This window comes from Pseudomonas sp. Z2-11, assembly GCF_054161305.1.
Genome location: NZ_CP096395.1, coordinates 4,714,009 through 4,732,394, shown reverse-complemented (window position 1 = coordinate 4,732,394; position 18,386 = coordinate 4,714,009). Strand labels below are relative to the sequence as shown.

Genomic DNA, 18,386 nt, shown 5'->3' with positions numbered 1-18,386 from the left:
TTCAGGGGGATTTGCAGGTTAGTACCGACATTTTGTAGGGACTTGTTACTACCATCGTCGAATGGTTCTATAGGCCCGCCCCAAGCTACAACGGAACCATACAAAAACAACTATTGTCACCGAGGTAAGAAAGATGAGTGCGGCTTCTGTGTATCCCGTTCGTCCCGAGGTTGCGGCCAGTACGCTGACTGACGAGGCGACCTATAAGGCCATGTACCAGCAGTCGGTCGTCAACCCCGATGGCTTCTGGCGCGAGCAGGCCAAGCGCCTCGACTGGATCAAGCCTTTCACCACGGTGAAACAGACCTCGTTCGATGATCACCATGTCGACATCAAGTGGTTTGCCGATGGCACCTTGAACGTTTCCTACAACTGCCTCGACCGTCACCTGGAAGAGCGCGGCGATCAGGTTGCGATCATCTGGGAGGGCGACGACCCTTCCGAGAGCCGCAACATCACTTATCGCGAACTGCATGAAGAAGTCTGCAAGTTCGCCAACGCCCTGCGAGGTCAGGACGTGCACCGCGGCGACGTGGTGACTATCTACATGCCGATGATTCCCGAAGCCGTGGTCGCCATGCTGGCCTGCACCCGAATCGGTGCAATCCACTCGGTGGTGTTCGGCGGCTTCTCGCCGGAAGCCCTGGCTGGCCGGATCATCGATTGCAAATCGAAAGTGGTGATCACTGCCGACGAGGGCATCCGTGCCGGCAAGAAGATCCCGCTCAAGGCCAACGTCGATGACGCGCTGACCAACCCGGAAACCAGCAGCATCCAGAAAGTCATCGTGTGCAAGCGCACGTCGGGCAACATCAAGTGGAACCAGCATCGTGACATCTGGTACGAAGACTTGATGAAAGTGGCTGGCACCGTTTGCGCGCCGAAAGAGATGGGCGCCGAGGAAGCGCTGTTCATCCTCTACACCTCCGGTTCCACCGGCAAGCCCAAGGGTGTGCAGCACACCACCGCCGGTTACTTGCTGTACGCGGCGCTGACCCATGAACGCGTATTCGACTACAAGCCCGGTGACATCTACTGGTGCACCGCCGACGTGGGCTGGGTTACCGGCCACAGCTACATCGTCTACGGCCCGTTGGCCAATGGCGCGACCACGCTGCTGTTCGAAGGCGTGCCGAACTACCCGGACGTCACCCGGGTGGCCAAGGTGATCGACAAGCACAAGGTCAATATTCTCTACACCGCGCCGACCGCGATCCGCGCGATGATGGCCTCGGGCACCGCCGCTGTCGAAGGTGCCGATGGCAGCAGTCTGCGCCTGTTGGGTTCGGTGGGCGAGCCGATCAACCCGGAAGCCTGGGACTGGTACTACAAGAACGTCGGCAAGGAGCGTTGCCCGATCGTCGACACCTGGTGGCAGACCGAAACCGGCGGCGTGCTGATCAGCCCGCTGCCAGGCGCCACCGCGTTGAAGCCGGGTTCGGCTACGCGTCCATTCTTTGGTGTGGTGCCGGCGCTGGTGGACAACCTCGGCAACCTGATCGAAGGCGCCGCCGAAGGCAACCTGGTGATCCTCGATTCGTGGCCTGGCCAGGCACGTACGCTGTACGGCGACCATGACCGTTTTGTCGATACTTACTTCAAGACTTTCAGCGGCATGTACTTCACTGGTGACGGCGCTCGTCGCGACGAGGACGGCTACTACTGGATCACCGGTCGGGTGGACGACGTGCTCAACGTTTCCGGCCACCGCATGGGCACCGCCGAGATCGAGAGCGCCATGGTTGCTCACCCGAAAGTCGCCGAGGCGGCGGTGGTGGGTGTGCCGCACGACATCAAGGGGCAGGGCATCTACGTCTATGTCACCTTGAATGCTGGCGAAGAAACCAGCGAAGCCCTGCGCCTGGAACTGAAGAACTGGGTGCGCAAGGAGATCGGCCCGATTGCTTCGCCGGACGTGATCCAGTGGGCGCCGGGGCTGCCGAAAACCCGTTCGGGCAAGATCATGCGCCGCATCCTGCGCAAGATCGCCACGGCGGAATACGATGGCTTGGGTGATATCTCCACTCTGGCCGACCCGGGTGTGGTGGCGCACCTGATCGAGACGCACAAGACCATGAACGTCGCCTGACGCTCAGTGCAACACACAAAGCCCCGCCTGGCAGTTTTGCCGGGTGGGGCTTTTTTGTGCGCGCCCGCCGCGCGATGTGGCTCGGGAACAAGCGCCTTTGTGGCGAGGGAGCTTGCTCCCGCTCGGCTGCGCAGCAGTCGTCAACCGGCCGGCGTGATATGCCTGAGCGACCGCGGTGCCTGGTTTTGGGGCCGCTGCGCAGCCCAGCGGGAGCAAGCTCCCTCGCCACGGGTTCGGTGTTTGAATGGATAGGGTGGTCGGCCGATGGGGTGTAGCTCAGTAGGCGCGGTGCCTGGGTTTGGGGCGCCTTTGTGGCGAGGGAGCTTGCTTCCGCTCGGCTGCGCAGCAGTCGTCAACCGGCCGGCGCGATATGCCTGAATGACCGCGGTGCCTGGTTTTGGGGCCGCTGCGCAGCCCAGCGGGAGCAAGCTCCCTCGCCACGGGTTCGGTGTTTGAATGGATAGGGTGGTCGGCCGATGGGGTGTAGCTCAGTAGCCGCGGTGCCTGGGTTTGGGGCGCCTTTGTGGCGAGGGAGCTTGCTCCCGCTCGGCTGCGCAGCAGTCGTCAACCGGCCGGCGCGATATGCCTGAATGACCGCGGTGCCTGGTTTTGGGGCCGCTGCGCAGCCCAGCGGGAGCAAGCTCCCTCGCCACGGGTTCGGTGTTTGAATGGATAGGGTGGTCGGCCGATGAGGTGTAGCTCAGTAGCCGCGGTGCCTGGGTTTGGGGCGCCTTTGTGGCGAGGGAGCTTGCTCCCGCTCGGCTGCGCAGCAGTCGTCAACCGGCCGGCGCGATATGCCTGAATGACCGCGGTGCCTGGTTTTGGGGCCGCTACGCAGCCCAGCGGGAGCAAGCTCCCTCGCCACGGGTGTTAGGTGTTTGAATGGATAGGGTGGTCGGCCGATGGGGTGTAGCTCAGTAGCCGCGGTGCCTGGGTTTGGGGCGCCTTTGTGGCGAGGGAGCTTGCTCCCGCTCGGCTGCGCAGCAGTCGTCAACCGGCCGGCGCGATATGCCTGAGCGACCGCGGTGCCTGGTTTTGGGGCCGCTGCGCAGCCCAGCGGGAGCAAGCTCCCTCGCCACGGGAGGGGTTTGAATAAATATCGGGCTTCAAAGTAGGAGGTGTCTGAACGTTACCGGTGTTTCGAAATGTGTAACCGAAGGCGCCACGACGGGGCGAAGTGAAACGCAAAGCCCCGTTTCAGGGCCGTTTCGGACCGATGGAAAAACAAGCCGACACGCTGTGCTTGCCGGATTAGAAGGGTTTGCGAATAATGGGCCCGCTATTTGCAGCATGGATCGGTTCCCTGTCTTTTGCTCTTGCATGAATTTGCGGAGCTGTCAATGTGCTCGAACAGCTTTCTCGGTGCTTCTGTAATTAGTTGTCGCATTGAAGAAATATCGGCTTCGGGCCTGTCGTTAGAATGCCGATCACTCGCTCGTCGTGGCTCGCGTTGGATAAATCGTGAGCTTCCTAGGACGCAAGTTCGTTCCACCCATTCGCATATTGGGCTGTTGCTCACTCTGCCGTTTTCGCCCTTTACCGATGGAGTTCCAAGATGAAGAAACTTGTGCTGCTTGGCGCCCTGGCACTGTCCGTGCTGTCCCTGCCGACATTCGCCGATGAGAAACCCCTGAAGATCGGTATCGAAGCGGCTTACCCTCCGTTCGCCTCGAAAGCCCCGGATGGCAGCATCGTCGGCTTCGACTACGACATCGGCAATGCGCTGTGCGAAGAGATGAAGGTCAAGTGCGTCTGGGTCGAGCAAGAGTTCGACGGCCTGATCCCGGCGCTGAAGGTACGCAAGATCGATGCGATCCTGTCGTCCATGTCGATCACTGAAGATCGCAAGAAGTCCGTCGACTTCACCAACAAGTACTACAACACCCCGGCCCGCCTGGTGATGAAGGCCGGTACCCAGGTGAGCGACGGCCTGGCCGAGCTCAAGGGCAAGAACATCGGTGTGCAGCGCGGCTCGATCCACGAGCGTTTCGCCCGTGAAGTCCTGGCCCCGCTGGGTGCCGAGATCAAGCCGTACGGTTCGCAGAACGAAATCTACCTGGATGTTTCCGCCGGTCGTCTCGATGGCACCGTGGCCGACGCCACGCTGCTGGATGACGGCTTCCTGAAGACTGACGCGGGCAAGGGCTTTGCCTTCGTCGGCCCGGCCTTCACCGACGAGAAATACTTCGGCGACGGCATCGGTATCGCGGTTCGCAAGGGCGATGCGCTGAAAGACAAGATCAACAGCGCGATCACCGCCATTCGCGAGAACGGCAAGTACAAGCAAATCCAGGACAAATACTTCGCCTTCGATATCTACGGCAAGTAACCACGTCCCGCCACTGCGGCGAAATGGCGCAAGCAACAGGATCTCTGCGGTTTGCGCCATTTTTTCATCCCACTTTCGAGGACCTGAATCATGTTGAAAGGCTACGGGGCTGTCATCCTCGATGGCGCATGGTTGACGCTTCAGCTCGCCTTGTCGTCCATGGCCCTGGCCATCGTCCTGGGGCTGATCGGTGTCGCGTTGCGCCTCTCGCCGGTGCGTTGGCTGGCGTGGCTGGGCGACCTGTATTCCACGGTCATCCGCGGCATTCCCGACCTGGTGCTGATCCTGCTGATTTTCTACGGCGGCCAGGACTTGCTCAACCGCGTCGCGCCGATGCTCGGCTATGACGACTACATCGACCTGAACCCGCTGGCGGCCGGTATCGGCACCCTGGGTTTCATCTTCGGTGCGTACCTGTCCGAGACCTTTCGCGGCGCGTTCATGGCAATCCCCAAGGGGCAGGCCGAGGCGGGCATGGCATATGGCATGAACGGCTTCCAGGTGTTTTTCCGGGTGATGGTGCCGCAGATGATCCGCCTGGCGATCCCGGGCTTCACCAACAACTGGCTGGTACTGACCAAGGCCACCGCGCTGATTTCGGTCGTGGGCCTGCAGGACATGATGTTCAAGGCCAAGCAGGCGGCGGATGCCACCCGCGAGCCTTTCACCTTCTTCCTCGCGGTGGCGGCGATGTACCTGGTGATCACCAGTGTCTCGTTGCTGGCATTGCGTCACCTTGAGAAGCGCTACTCGGTAGGCGTAAGGGCGGCTGATCTATGATCTTCGACTACAACGTCATTTATGAAGCCTTGCCGCTGTACTTCAGTGGCCTGCTGACCACCCTGAAGCTGCTGGCCCTGTCGCTGTTCTTCGGCCTGCTGGCGGCGTTGCCCCTGGGGCTGATGCGCGTGTCCAAGCAGCCGATCGTCAACATGACGGCCTGGCTCTACACCTACGTGATCCGCGGCACGCCGATGCTGGTGCAGCTGTTTCTGATCTACTACGGGCTGGCGCAGTTCCAGGTGGTGCGCGGGAGCTTCCTCTGGCCGTGGCTGTCCAGCGCGACGTTCTGTGCGTGCCTGGCGTTCGCCATCAACACCAGCGCCTACACCGCCGAAATCATCGCCGGCAGCCTGCGGGCCACGCCTAACGGCGAGATCGAGGCGGCCAAGGCCATGGGCATGTCGCGCTACAAGCTGTACCGCCGGATCCTGCTGCCGTCGGCGTTGCGCCGGGCACTGCCGCAATACAGCAACGAAGTGATCATGATGCTGCAGACCACCAGCCTGGCGTCCATCGTCACCCTGATTGACATCACCGGCGCCGCGCGCACGGTGAACGCGCAGTATTACCTGCCGTTCGAGGCCTACATCACGGCCGGCGTTTTCTACCTGTGCCTGACCTTCATCCTGGTGCGCCTGTTCAAACTGGCCGAGCGCCGCTGGCTGGGTTACCTGGCCCCGCGCAAGCACTGATAACGCATCGATCCGATCGACTGCTCAACGACTGACGTTTTGTGAGAACCGACCGCATGTACAAGCTTGAAGTCCAAGACCTGCATAAACGCTATGGCAGTCATGAAGTGCTCAAGGGCGTGTCCCTGAAAGCCGCCGCCGGTGATGTGATCAGCATCATCGGCTCCAGCGGCTCCGGCAAGAGCACCTTCCTGCGTTGCATCAACCTGCTTGAGCAACCCCACGCCGGCAAGATTTTGCTCAACAACGAAGAGCTGAGGCTGGTGGCAGGCAAGGACGGCGCCATGAAGGCCTCGGATCCCAAGCAATTGCAGCGTATGCGTTCGCGGTTGTCGATGGTGTTCCAGCATTTCAACCTGTGGTCGCACATGACCGCACTGGAAAACATCATCGAAGCGCCCGTGCACGTACTGGGCGTGGCCAAGGCCGAGGCGCGGGAGAAGGCCGAGCATTACCTGAACAAAGTCGGCGTGGCGCATCGCAAGGACGCCTACCCGGGCCACATGTCCGGCGGTGAACAACAGCGCGTGGCGATTGCCCGGGCGCTGGCGATGGAGCCTGAAGTGATGCTGTTCGACGAGCCAACCTCGGCGCTGGACCCGGAGCTGGTCGGCGACGTGCTCAAGGTGATGCAGGCCCTGGCCCTGGAAGGCCGGACCATGGTGGTGGTGACTCACGAGATGGGCTTCGCCCGCGAGGTGTCGAACCAACTGGTATTCCTGCACAAAGGCATCGTCGAAGAAAGCGGCAACCCGCGCGAAGTGCTGGTCAATCCGCAATCGGAGCGCTTGCAACAATTCCTGTCGGGCAGCCTGAAGTAATCGCTCCCGTACGCACCTGATTTGGGTCATGCTGCGCACCGCGCGCCAGATGGTCTAATTTGGTTGCAGCCGCTTTTGGCTTTAACACTGTTTTCGCTTCGGATCGCTCGCCATGACTGCCCATCGAATAGGTTTCCTGATTTGGCCCAGCACTAAAGCGTTGACGCTGGCGCTGGCCGAGGAGGCCTTGCGTGTTGCGCAGCGAGTGCATCCGGACGTGGTCTACGAGCTGTCGTTTTTGCACGCCGAGCCGCCGGCCGAGGGTGCCTGGCAACTGCCGGGCGAACCTTGGGCCGGCAAGCTCGAAGGCCTGCAGAAACTGTTCCTGCTAGCCGACGAGCCGCCGACGTCGCTGGCTTCGCCGCTGAGCAGCGCGCTCAAGCAACTGGTGCGCGCCGGATGCGTCATTGGCGGCTTGTCCGCCGGTGTCTATCCGCTGGCGCAGTTGGGTTTGCTTGATGGTTACCGGGCCGCCGTACACTGGCGCTGGCAGGACGATTTCTCCGAGCGTTTTCCAAAGGTTATCGCCACCAGCCATTTGTTCGACTGGGACCGCGATCGCCTGAGCGCCTGCGGCGGCATGTCGGTGCTCGACCTGTTGCTGGCGGTGCTGGCGCGCGATCACGGCGCCGAGCTGGCCGGCGCGGTCTCGGAGGAGCTGGTGGTCGAGCGCATTCGCGAAGGCGGCGAGCGCCAGCGCATCCCGTTGCAGAACCGCCTCGGCTCCAGTCATCCGAAGCTCACCCAGGCGGTGTTGCTGATGGAGGCCAACATCGAAGAGCCGCTGACCACCGACGAAATCGCCCAGCATGTGTGCGTGTCCCGTCGGCAGCTGGAGCGGATCTTCAAGCAATACCTCAACCGCGTGCCCAGCCAGTACTACCTGGAGCTGCGCCTGAACAAGGCGCGGCAGATGCTGATGCAGACCAGCAAATCGATCATCCAGATCGGCCTGTCCTGCGGTTTCTCCTCCGGGCCGCATTTCTCCAGCGCCTACCGCAACTTCTTCGGCGCCACGCCGCGGGAAGATCGTAACCAGCGGCGCAGCAGCAGCCCGTTCGAATTGTCGTCGGTGCCGTCGGAACGCGGCTGAGATTTGCTAGCGGTGTGTCTGCAACGGGTTCCCTTGCGCATCCAGCCTGGCCGCGGCCACGCCCATGTCGTTGCCGGTTTGCTGGTAGCGGATTCGTAAAAGGCCCAGGCCCTGTTCCGATAACGGGTTGCCGTCCAGTTCGAAGTCTTCACCAGTCTCGGCGCTCATTTCGAGGATATCGACGGGCAGGTCGGTGATCAGATTATTGCTGAGGTCGAGGGTCAGCAGCGTGGACATGTTGAAAACGTCTTCTGGCACCCGCGTCAGTTGCGAGTCGGGTAGCAATAAGGTTTTCAACCGGGTCATGCGCCAGACCTCTGGCGTAGTACCCAGCGGGTTGCCGCTCAAATCCAGATCTTCCAGCCCGGTCAATCCGGCGAGACGCCCTGCGTCGGCAGATGTCAGCCGAATCCTGCAGTTTTGCAGGGTGAGGTCGGTCAGCTGGGGCATGTTGAATATCGATTCGGGCAGCTGTCCCAGGTTGAAATCGGCCAGGTTCACGGTCTGAAGATTGGGAAAGCACTGGAGCAGGCCATCCACTCCGGTCGTGGCAACGCCGCCTTGCAGGTCGACTGTCGTAATGTGCTCGAATCGCGCATCGAGCCTGGGCATCGCGCCATGGATGTTCCCGGCGAACGCGAACCTGTCGGGCAGCTCATCGGGGTCTTGGTAAAAGTCGCGTTGCCAGCAATCGACAAGCTTCTCCTTGAGCGCACTGCGCCTGAGCTGTTCCTGTGTCAGGGCGATCGGATCCGGCAGGAACACGTCTTGCCGCCATCGTTCGAGGTCGGCTGTGAGCTGGGCCAATTCGCTTTCCAGGCGTGACAGCCCTCCGGGGACCTCATCGAGCGTACCCGGCAGGCTGAAAATGAATCGATTGGCGTCCCTGCGGCTAAGTGACGGGTACAGCGCCTGTACCCGTCGGCTCAATTCATGCGGGGCATCGACACTCATGTGCTCGGCGTTTTCCAGGGCGTAGGCTTTCACTCGGTCGAGCGCCGCCCGGGAGAGGGGATTGCCGGTGAGGTCGATCTTCTTGCTGACCTCGCCCGGCAACTCGAACAGCGCTGGGGGCAGGTCGATAATGCGGTTGCGTTCGAGCCTGGCGGTGGTCAGGTGCGGACGAGTTTCAAGCCCTGTTGGCACTTGATCGATACCTGTGTTCCTGAGCTTCAACTGCCGCAGCTCTGCCATCCTGCTTACATCGGGGGCCCCCCCGAGTGGATTATCGGACAGGTCCAGCACACGCAACCGAGTCATGGATGAAAGCGCGGCATGGGTGTTGGCATCCAGAGTGATCCGGCAATTGTTCAGCGTCAGTACGCCCAGATCCGGCAGGCTGGTGATCTGCTCCGGTAGCGTTCGGATCGGTATCCCATCGATGTCCAGATGCCGGAGGCCGGGAAAGGCCTGCAGGAATTCGACGAGGCCCTCGGTTGTGCTGTCGCCAGCCAATTGCAGATAGGTCACATGCGTGAAGCGCATCCTCAGGGGCGGCAACGGACCTGGCATCGGTTCTTCCAGTTCCAATACGTGGCTGGGTCTGGTATGGCTGCCTTGAAACTCATCCAGCTCCGTTTCCCGCCGCAGGCATCGCTTGATCTCCTCGGCCCAGCGCTGACGGTTGAGTCTGGCTGCCTGGTATTCGCTGCGATTCACGATGACTCCCGTCCCGGCGGCAGGTTGCGGCGTATCGCTCACCCAACGGGAAAGGTCCACCTCCAGTGCCGAGTAGGATTGTTGCAATGCCACCAAGGTCGAGTTGGCACCTGCAGGGCGGCTTTCCAGAGACCTGACCAGGTTGCGGATCTGCTCTGCATTGAACGTCGGAAACAGGTCTTGCGCGCGTTCCTCCGGCGTTGGTGAAGCGCTCGGTCCACTGGCCGGCGCGCCGGGCCGATAGCCATCCATGCCGCCGGGCAGGCGCATGATTCTGCTGTCGTAGTGGGGTTTGCGGACCGGGTCGCTGCTCAGCAGTACTCGCATGCTGTCGCGGTCCAGCGGGGAGCGGCCGATGGCCTGGCGCAGGCGCTCGCCTTGGCCGATGTGGATGCCCAGCGCGTTGCGTTGCGCATCGGGCAAAGCCTGCAGCACGCCTTGATAGATATCCGTCGGGCCATGCAACTCGAGACCGGCATCATCAAAGGGGGTATAGCGTCTGTCGTCGCCGCGAACCAGGGTCCTGACGATTTTTGCCTGGGGGGCTCCGACGCTGTCGTGCAACGTGCCCCTGAAGGAATAAGCGCGCATGTCCAAGCGTACCTCCGCGGACCAGTTGGGCAATCGATCCAACGAATGCAGGACCAGCCGATCAGTGTCGGCCCCGCCAAGGTTGTCGATATACAGGCCTTCGTAGGCGCGAACGGTGCGGGTTTCCAGCAGGGTCCAGCGCGCCAGTTCATCGATGCGCGGCGAAAAACGGTGGGCGCCGATGCCTTTGTATTCCTCGACCGTGGCGGTGCGCAGCAGCTCTTCGGCGACGCTGCGAGGCAGACCCTGATAACGGTCCATCAGGTTTCGAACCGCGGGATCAGGGGGGGCCTGTTTCGCGCTGTAGCGCGTTTCGAATAACGAGGCCCATTTGTCATTGGCCAGCTTTGCCATCTGCTGGCGCAACCGGGCCGTTCGGGCGCCGAGGCTGGTGGGCGGGAGGCCAGGTTCTTCGTCCAGCAGCGTCTTGATCTCCGGTTCGCTCAAGCCCTGGATGATCGTATCGAGCATCGCCCCATTGTTCATCTGCGCTTCGGGGATGTCGATCATGGGCAGGCGCGAGGCGGGCGGATAACTCCATGCGACTTTTCCGGCACCATCGAGAAAGCGCAACCCCCGCGTCGATGGCAGCAGCCCATAACTGGTCAACAGCTGTATTTGGGTTTGCACGTCGGCGCGGCGATAGAGCAACGGATCGTCACTGCCCATCAGGTCAACGAAGCGTTGAAGATCCTGGGCGACCTTGAAGCGCTCCAACGTATCGGCCAGCAGCGGCGGTGGCGGTTCGTTGTTGATGTGCAATTTGCGCAGCGCATCGGGGTGAGTGCCGCTGACAGTGAGCATCTGCCGGAGTTGCTCGTCGGAGAATGCGTCGGTCTGCGGGCCTAGACGGCGGACGAGCGTGGTGTCGTCCCAGGTCAACGGGCGGTCCAGCTCCGTTCGCCAGGCGCCGGCGCCATTGTGGCTGAGCTGTGGAGCATAGGCATCCACGCGTGCCGGGTGCTCGATCTGATAAATGCCTTCGCCAGCATCTTGCCTGACGACAAAGCGCTGCGCGTCCAGCTTCAGGATCTTTCGGCCGAGGTGCTCATGCAGGCCAAGCTGATCGGGGCCGGCGCTGCTGACCGGTTCGATATCCTGGTGATAGGGTGTCAGGTCCGGGGACCACAAGCGTTGCTGGCCATCAGGGCGGGTGACCGGCATCAGGTTGTCGATGAAGGTCCATAATTCCTTTGGCAGTGCCTGGCGCAGCATACCCTCCGCTATCGGTACACCAACCACGAAGCCGCCGAGCTCGACTAATGTTTCCATCACGCTCATCAGGTGCTCGAAAGCCTGTTGTTTTGAGCCTTCGGCCCAATCGATGATTCCTTCGAACGTATCGTCCAGCAGTTGGTAAGCGGCATAGCCGAGCATCAAGGCGCCCAGCGGTGGGAAAAAAGGCGTGGCGATGAACGCGGCGATACTGACCAGTTCGCTGGCAATCCTGGACAGGGCATCCCAGCGTTTCCAGCGGGCGTTGCGGTCGGCGCTGGCAGTGGAAACGGCAATGGTTCGCGCGTCATTGAGGATTTTGTTCAGCTTGCCTTGATAGAGGTGCCGCATCAGGTCGCCTGCAGTCAGCTGTGCGCTGAATTGCAGGTTGGGCTGATCGGCCGGCGTCTCTCGCCATGGGGGCCGGGAGTCACCGGGAGCCGGTCGGTGCCATTGGATGGAAGCCAGCCGCTGGTTCAGCTCGAAGAAAAACAGCGGGCGTTCCTGGTGTCCGACAAAGCGACTGAAGAATTGCTGGTAGTCTTTTTCTCGCAGCCTTTGAGTCAACGCCGAGCTGAACAGCGTAGAAGAGGCGTATTCCTTGATCGCGCCTTGGGGGTCGTCGGGAATATAGGCCACCAATGGCACGGTGTGCTGCGCCTGTTCGAAGTCCGGGGCGAACAGCACTATGCCGGTCAGCGCAACGTCCATGATCTTCAAGTCATGGCTGCGCAGTGGCTGGCCGTCGAGCTGCATGCCTGGCAAACCGTCCAGCAGGCCGAGGACCTGCGAGTGGCTTTGCGCGCTGATGTCTTTTTTCATCAGCGCCAGGTGCAGGGCGGCCTTGAGTGCCGCTTCCTGGCTTTCGCTGACCTGGCGCTGCAGCGCGCGGGTTGCAACGGTGTCGCCGATGCCCAGTTGTTGCTGAAGATGACGCTGGTACTGGCCGCCGATATCCAGTTCCCGACACAGCTGGATAAATGCCGGAATCGGCATCTGCTGCCTGACCGACATCAGCAGTTTCAAACGTCCCGTCTCGCCTTCCTCCGAGCTCTTCGTGGTCTCGGCGACATAGGTCGAGTCTGGTTCGTAGGCATCGGGCTTTGCCTCGTCCGGTTCAAAGTTGTGCAAAGCAGCATCCAGCAAGGAAACCTTCCACGTCCGTGCGCCACCGGAGGGGATCGGCAGCCATGGAATATTCAGTGGTACGTACAGCCATAACTGGGTTTTCTCGACGTCCAGCGTCAAGCCGAACTGAGTCCTGATAGCGGCTTCAAGCAGCGGCTTGGCAAAGGCATTGATGTCCTGCAGCGCTTGCAGTCGCTCCTCGAGCCCGTTGCGTGCGCGCCACTGGGCGGTATTCAAGCGCTTCATCTGCGCGTGCCGGGAGGCGGATGCGCCGAGCAGCCAGGGAGCAAATAGCGGCTTGGCCTGTCTGAGCTCAGTCTGTTGTTGTGCGGGGGCCTTGCCCACCCAGGACGGGATGGCATCGAGCACGTGCTGATAGTGGGATTTGACCGGGGTTCCGGTGTCGGCTGTAGTGTTAAGTTCGTGCATTAGGGTGGCCTTCGAAAGTCAGTGAAGGCGCCAGCAGAACAAAATTTCCCAAGCCAAAGGCACTACATATGTATAGCGCCTGAAATGCATGGCACGCCGCGCGGTGTTGCGTAATCTGCGGCGCGGCGTGGATGCGGTGTACACAGTTTCAAGAGCTTCGCGAGCAGGCTCGCTCCCACAGGTTTTTTGTTGTGGATACGGAACCTGCGGCAGCCCTGAACCCTTGTGGGAGCGAGCCTGCTCGCGAAGGGGGCTCGTCGAGCCGTCATTGTTACCTGCTGAGCGCAAGCAAGGGTTAAACCAGTCCGGCCCGGGTGATCGCTTCACTGGTCAGTTGGCGCCTGAGCTCTTTCCGCCGGTCGGCGATGGCGCTGTAGGCTCGGTTATAGATGCTGTCCGGCATTTTATCTGCGGTCAGCACATCAGCTTCAGGCACGCTCAACTGGCTGGCGAGCTCAATCAGCCTCTGTTTTTTTGCCGGATCCCTGTCTTCCAGGCGGGTGTTGGAGTCGACCCACTCGTGTTGCAGGTCACGCAGTTCTTCTAGTTGCTCGGCCTGGGCTTCGTAGAGTTCATCGTTGGCCTGGAGTCTATCGGCGTAGGCGTCGCTCAGGTAAGTGTCCCAGAACTCGACATCAAGGATCTGATTGACCAGGCCACCGTTACGCTCACCCTCTCGCACCAGGCGCATGGCATTCTGTATTTGCGGTTCGGTGACGTTCGCCGTGTTTCGATAAACCATGTGCTTCGATACCCACGGCAGCTCCAGGCTGTTGACGAAACGGGCCTGATAGGCCGTGTGCACCTCGACCTCGTCCACCGTGCCGGGTTCACCGTTGATTACCTCGCTGGTGAACCGCAGGCCCAGGCCGTCCTTTTCTACAGGTGATACACGCTGCGCCACGTCGGCGCGGGCGATTTCGTAGAGCTTGTTGAGCCGTGCTTTGCCCCTGGCCAGGCCGATCAGGTTTTTTTCCAGCGTCGGGGCATCGCTGCCAGCGTGAGAGAACTCAGAGAGCATGGTCTCGATCCCCATGGCATTGAAGATCTGCGCCCCGGCATCTGCACAGTTGGTGGGGGCGTCGGCCATTGTGAACAGCTTCTCGCGAAGCTCGATGTCGTCACTGGCTGCCTCTATCACTCGCCAGACCTGGTCAGTGAGTGCAGAGCGGTTTTCTTCATAGGCTTCTTGATCCTCGTCGGTCTCGAAGAGGGTGTCGTCGGTTATTTCCAACTTGGCGATGACTTCGAAAAAACCTTGGGAGCCGACTTCGTTTTCCAGAATATCCCAAGTGAATCTCAGCGCCTCCAGATCCGTTCCGCGATAATCCTTCACCCAGAAAGCACTGCCTTTATCGCCCCGTGGCGGATAGGTACGATGAGGATCGAGGCCCACCGAGCGACGGTAATTGGCGAGCTTTTCATCGTTTTGCAGATCGAGTTTCTGCCGGTCCAAGCGCGTGCGGGCGACAATCCAGGCCTCGGGGGATCCGGCTTCGCAGTCGGGCACGGTGGTTATCTGGTTGCCCTGCATTTGTAGGTCGAAGTGCTCGGGTCTTGGGAGTGAAAACAGCCCTTGAGGCCAGTCGGTGATCTGCGTCCTGTTCAGCATGAGCGCTTTGAGAGCGGGCAGTTGACTGACGTCGGGAGCGAAACCCAAGGGGTTTTGGTTGAGGTTCAGAGATAGCAGCGCGGGTTTTTGCAGACTGGCTGCGGAGGCAGGATCAATCACGATCTTGTTTTGCGAAAGATTGATAACGCGCAATGTGGGCAGGTCGTTCAAGGCCTCAGGCAGGCTTTGCAAGTTGTTGCCGACGGCGGTCAACACCTGAACCTCAGGGAAGTTGGAGAGGAAATCTGTGCTGAGTGAAGACAAATTGCACTGAATCAGGCTCAGTTTTATTACATGGGGCAGCTTTTTGCTCAACGCGAGATCTTCGATTTTCACCCCCTCAAACGATATCTGGTCCAGCTTCAGTGTGACGTCCTCGCGAGATATCTCACCGTTGGTGCGGATCTGCTCTTTTTCGCCACGCAGCCAGGAGTCCTTGATTCGACGGGTGATCTCGCGTCGTGCGGCGAGGATCCTGCGAGCATTGATATGGCGGGGCAGGGTGGACGCCCACTTATCCAGCTCATCGAAAAGCTGTGCCTTCTCGTCCTCCAGCTCGGCGAGCTTTTGCATCTGCTCATCGGAGTCGAGTCTGCTGACCATGTTGGCGATCTGCTCTTCATCTCGAGTCGGATAGATTTCTTTAAGCCGTTCAGCCAATGGGTCGACTTCGGCGGGCAAGGCTTCGGCCGCAGGCCATAAACGGCTATAAATCGGCCCACGCAGCAGGGTTTCGGTTTCGCGGGCGGTGGAGGCGCCGACGGCTGGGAAATCCATCGCGGTGCGTATCTGGCGGGTGTTCTGGTACTGGTCGATAAGCCAGTCCCTGAATTTCTCGCCTGGCTTGAAGCGTGAGGTCAATTTGCCGAGATTTTTCGGCGGCAGGGCATTGAGCAATGCGTTGTGGAAACGTTTTGCCGGATGCAGCAATTGGTCATCCGTGTCACGCACTTCATATTTGCCTGGCTCTGTGCGCACCAGCACGCGTTTGAGCGTAGCGCGCTGCGGTTGATGGTTTGCGCGCAGCGTGCCGTCAATTACTTTGTCGCGGACTTCAATGTGGACGTCGCTGATCGCGTCGGAAAAAGCCTTGAGGGTGTTGAGCGTCAGCGTTTCACCTTCTGGGGTGAGCAGGTTGTCTTCAAGAAGACCTTCCTGGGCGCGGGTTATCCGGGTTTGTACGTGCATCTCCTCGGCCAGGTTCCTGAGTCGCAGGGGAACGCGGTTCTGGTCGGTCATAACGGTGTTTTCCGCAGGCGTGGCCGTGTCGAGCAGTACCCGGGTCACTGGCGCAGGCAGGTCCGCAATCGTGTTTTCGATCAGTGCAGCTTCTGGCGCCTGCCTGGGTTCTTGTTCGCGGTATTCCTGCTCGAAGATTTCCATCTTGCGGCTCACAGCGCGGTCGGCCAGTTTTTCGTTCAGACGCTGTGGCGCCTGTTCTTTCGGGGTTTGCGATCCGACCAAGTCGCTGAGTTGTTGCTCATCGAGACCCTCGACAATAAGCGGAGCAAGTTTTCCGCCGTTCAGGTCTGCCAGGGAGATCTTGAAGGTGTCGTCGGACGGGACGGATGCCCCGTAGTGATGAGGTGTGCCGGTTAACGTGGAGTCGGCAAATACCTCCAGGGCTTTGTCGCTGGGCCAGCCATCCAGTTCGGTTACCAGGGGTTCAAACCAGCCGCCCTGGGTGTCCAGCGCTTCGCCCGCGCGGATACGGCCGATATTCTGGCCGACAGTCCGGTAGGTTCTGAAGCGCGCCAAGGTATCGTCCAGCAAGGGCGGCATGGCTTCGTTTTGCAGATGAACCCTGCGCAGAACGCCTTCGTCGGTGCCACTGATGATGCGCAGCTGTTGCAGTTTGGCATCGCTGAAGCCATCCGTCGCGTGGCCCAGGCGCCGCATCAGTGTCTGGCTTTTCCAGGCTTGCGGTTGTTCACCCTCCATCAACCAGGCGCCCTGGCCGTTATGTTCCATTCGCGGGCTGTAGGCGTCGGGCCGGGTCGGGTGAGTCAGGGTATAGCGTTCTGTTTCGGCGGTTTTGCTCAGGGCCAGGGTGTGCTGTGAATCGTCATCCGCTGCCAGCTTCAGCAAGATGCGGCTGTCATGTTCGTGCAGGCCAAGCGTGTCGGGTTTCGAGGTGGGCGGTACTTCGATCGGGTGTGCATAGGGTGCCGGGTCAGGGTTCCACAGCCGCGTTTTGCCATCGGTGGAAATCACCGGCTTGAGGTTTTTGACGAACGATGATGGTTTGGCGAGCAAATCCCCGACAATGCTCCCCCCTACGGCAAACCCGGCCGCTTGGAGTACGGTTTCGACAATGCTGAACAAATGTTCAAAAGCTTCAATCGATTTGCCCGCCACCCAGTCGCGTACACCTTCGTAAGCGTCTTCGAGCAGTTGATAGGCCATCTGCAGCAACATCAACTCGCCGACAACCGGGACAAAAGGTGCGATGACAAATAGCGCGGCGTTGAACAGCGCAAGGCCGATACTCTTTATTCGCTCCCAGCGATCATGGCGGGTCTTGCGGTCTTCACTGTCGGTAGACACAGCGATGACTTTCGCGTCCTTGAAAATCTTGCTCAGTTGTTTGTTGTAGAGTTCTTCCAGCACGTTCCCGGATATTTTCGAAGCCGAGTAGTCCAGACTTGGGTCTGGAATTGGTTTCAGATCTTCGACAAATCCATGCTCCGGCATCCCGAAGTCGGGAGCGTTAGGGCGATCCTCGATGACGTGAAAAAATTTGCGCTTGAGGGCCTCGTGGAAACTGCCCAGTTGGTCGTGCTGGATAAACCGGCTGAAAAATTTTTTGTAGCTGTCGCCGCGCAGTTGCTCGGTGAGGTGCGTCATGAACGCAGCCATCGACGGGTATTCCTTGAGGGGGACCTTCGGGTCGTGGGGGATGTAAACGACAACGGGGGCGGAGGCTGACCACTCATTGCCGGGGGAGAAGATCATGGGGCCGGTCAACGGCGTCGAGAGCAAGGTCAGGTCATAGGTCTGCCAGGTGTTATCCCGGCCCGCGATAAAGGCCAGCAGCGACTGCAGGCTGCTTTTCTGGATGGCGAGAGTCAGGCTTGCGTGGTGCAGGACGGCTTTCAGGTCCGCTAGTTGGCTGGCGATGATCCGGGTTTTGAGGCGCAGTTGTTTGCCATGGTCATCCAGGCCCAGCTCCTCCCTCAAATGGGTGTCGTAGCGCCGACCGATATCCAGCTCCCGGCAGAATCTGACGAACTGATCGACCGGAAGCTTGCCGGTGACCTCGTCGAGTATCCTGAACCGGCCATGTGCGTCAGGACGAGTGATGAAGCCGGACTCGGGAAGGTGTGCATCCGCTTCTCCTTCGCGGGCCTCGAAGTTATGCAAGGCTGCATCGAGTACCGACACACGCCATTGCTTCGAGCCGTCCGTGGGCAGGTCAATGATTGGAAGTCTGGTCGGAATATAGAGGTTTATGAATGTTTCCCTGACATCCAGATCGATGTTGAAGCGTTGCTTGATATGTTTCTTGAGCAACGGCTCGGCAAATGAATGCACATCCAGTGATCGCTCCAGCTCCTTTTCGACCTCGTTACGTTTTGTCCAGCTGTCTGTGTGTGTACCTCTCAGTTCCTTGTGTTGTGCCGGCGTGGCCTGTTTGAACCAATCGGGAAGTTCGGGACGGATGGTTTTCAAATGCTCGAGTTGCTTGAGCGGGGTCTTGGCGATCCACTCAGGCAGGGCTTTTTCAATGAGCTTGTGATGGGCGATTTTGCGCCTGGGAAGCACGACGGTGATGGGCGTATTCATGGTTGATTCCGAAAAGGTTGATGGAGGCCGATCCCCGCGGGATCGGCACGCCAGCAAACCTGATTTGCGCAACGCAAAGGCACTACATATGTATGGCATGGGCGATGCCGGCCGATGCTTGAAGCAAATCTCGACGCTGTCGCCGCAAATCCTGCGCCA

General features: G+C 60.2%; 8 protein-coding genes. 6 read left to right on the top strand and 2 right to left on the bottom strand.

Going from position 1 to position 18,386, the window contains the following annotated elements; genetic code table 11:
- Positions 1–133 precede the first annotated feature (133 nt).
- The 6 genes from acs to M1E16_RS20840 all read left to right on the top strand — a co-directional run bounded on the left by acs (position 134) and on the right by M1E16_RS20840 (position 7,807).
- Positions 134–2,089 (top strand): acetate--CoA ligase, encoded by a 1,956-nt coding sequence (acs, locus tag M1E16_RS20865; RefSeq protein WP_434601607.1) that lies wholly within the window; start codon positions 134–136, stop codon positions 2,087–2,089.
- A gap of 1,555 nt (positions 2,090–3,644) precedes the next feature.
- Positions 3,645–4,418: an ABC transporter substrate-binding protein gene (locus M1E16_RS20860; protein ID WP_305499327.1), complete on the top strand. Its 774-nt coding sequence runs from the start codon at positions 3,645–3,647 to the stop codon at positions 4,416–4,418.
- A 90-nt stretch (positions 4,419–4,508) separates the two neighbouring features.
- Entirely contained in the window at positions 4,509–5,198 is a 690-nt protein-coding gene (locus tag M1E16_RS20855; RefSeq protein ID WP_215008046.1) for an ABC transporter permease, read from the top strand.
- Positions 5,195–5,893: an ABC transporter permease gene (locus tag M1E16_RS20850; protein WP_458128275.1), complete on the top strand. Its 699-nt coding sequence runs from the start codon at positions 5,195–5,197 to the stop codon at positions 5,891–5,893. Before M1E16_RS20855 ends, M1E16_RS20850 begins: the two co-directional genes overlap by 4 nt.
- Positions 5,894–5,949: 56 nt before the next feature.
- Positions 5,950–6,714 carry an ABC transporter ATP-binding protein gene (locus tag M1E16_RS20845; protein ID WP_434656278.1) on the top strand — a complete coding sequence of 255 codons (765 nt, stop codon included), beginning with the start codon at positions 5,950–5,952 and terminating at the stop codon, positions 6,712–6,714.
- 112 nt (positions 6,715–6,826) lie between these two features.
- Positions 6,827–7,807, top strand: a complete 981-nt coding sequence (locus M1E16_RS20840; protein WP_305499333.1) for a GlxA family transcriptional regulator — start codon at positions 6,827–6,829, stop codon at positions 7,805–7,807.
- A 6-nt stretch (positions 7,808–7,813) separates the two neighbouring features.
- Here the strand turns inward: M1E16_RS20840 and M1E16_RS20835 are convergent, their stop codons facing one another.
- Entirely contained in the window at positions 7,814–12,829 is a 5,016-nt protein-coding gene (locus M1E16_RS20835; RefSeq protein ID WP_458128274.1) for a dermonecrotic toxin domain-containing protein, read from the bottom strand.
- Between the two features lie 295 nt (positions 12,830–13,124).
- Positions 13,125–18,299 (bottom strand): NEL-type E3 ubiquitin ligase domain-containing protein, encoded by a 5,175-nt coding sequence (locus M1E16_RS20830; RefSeq protein WP_458128273.1) that lies wholly within the window; start codon positions 18,297–18,299, stop codon positions 13,125–13,127.
- Positions 18,300–18,386 lie beyond the last annotated feature (87 nt).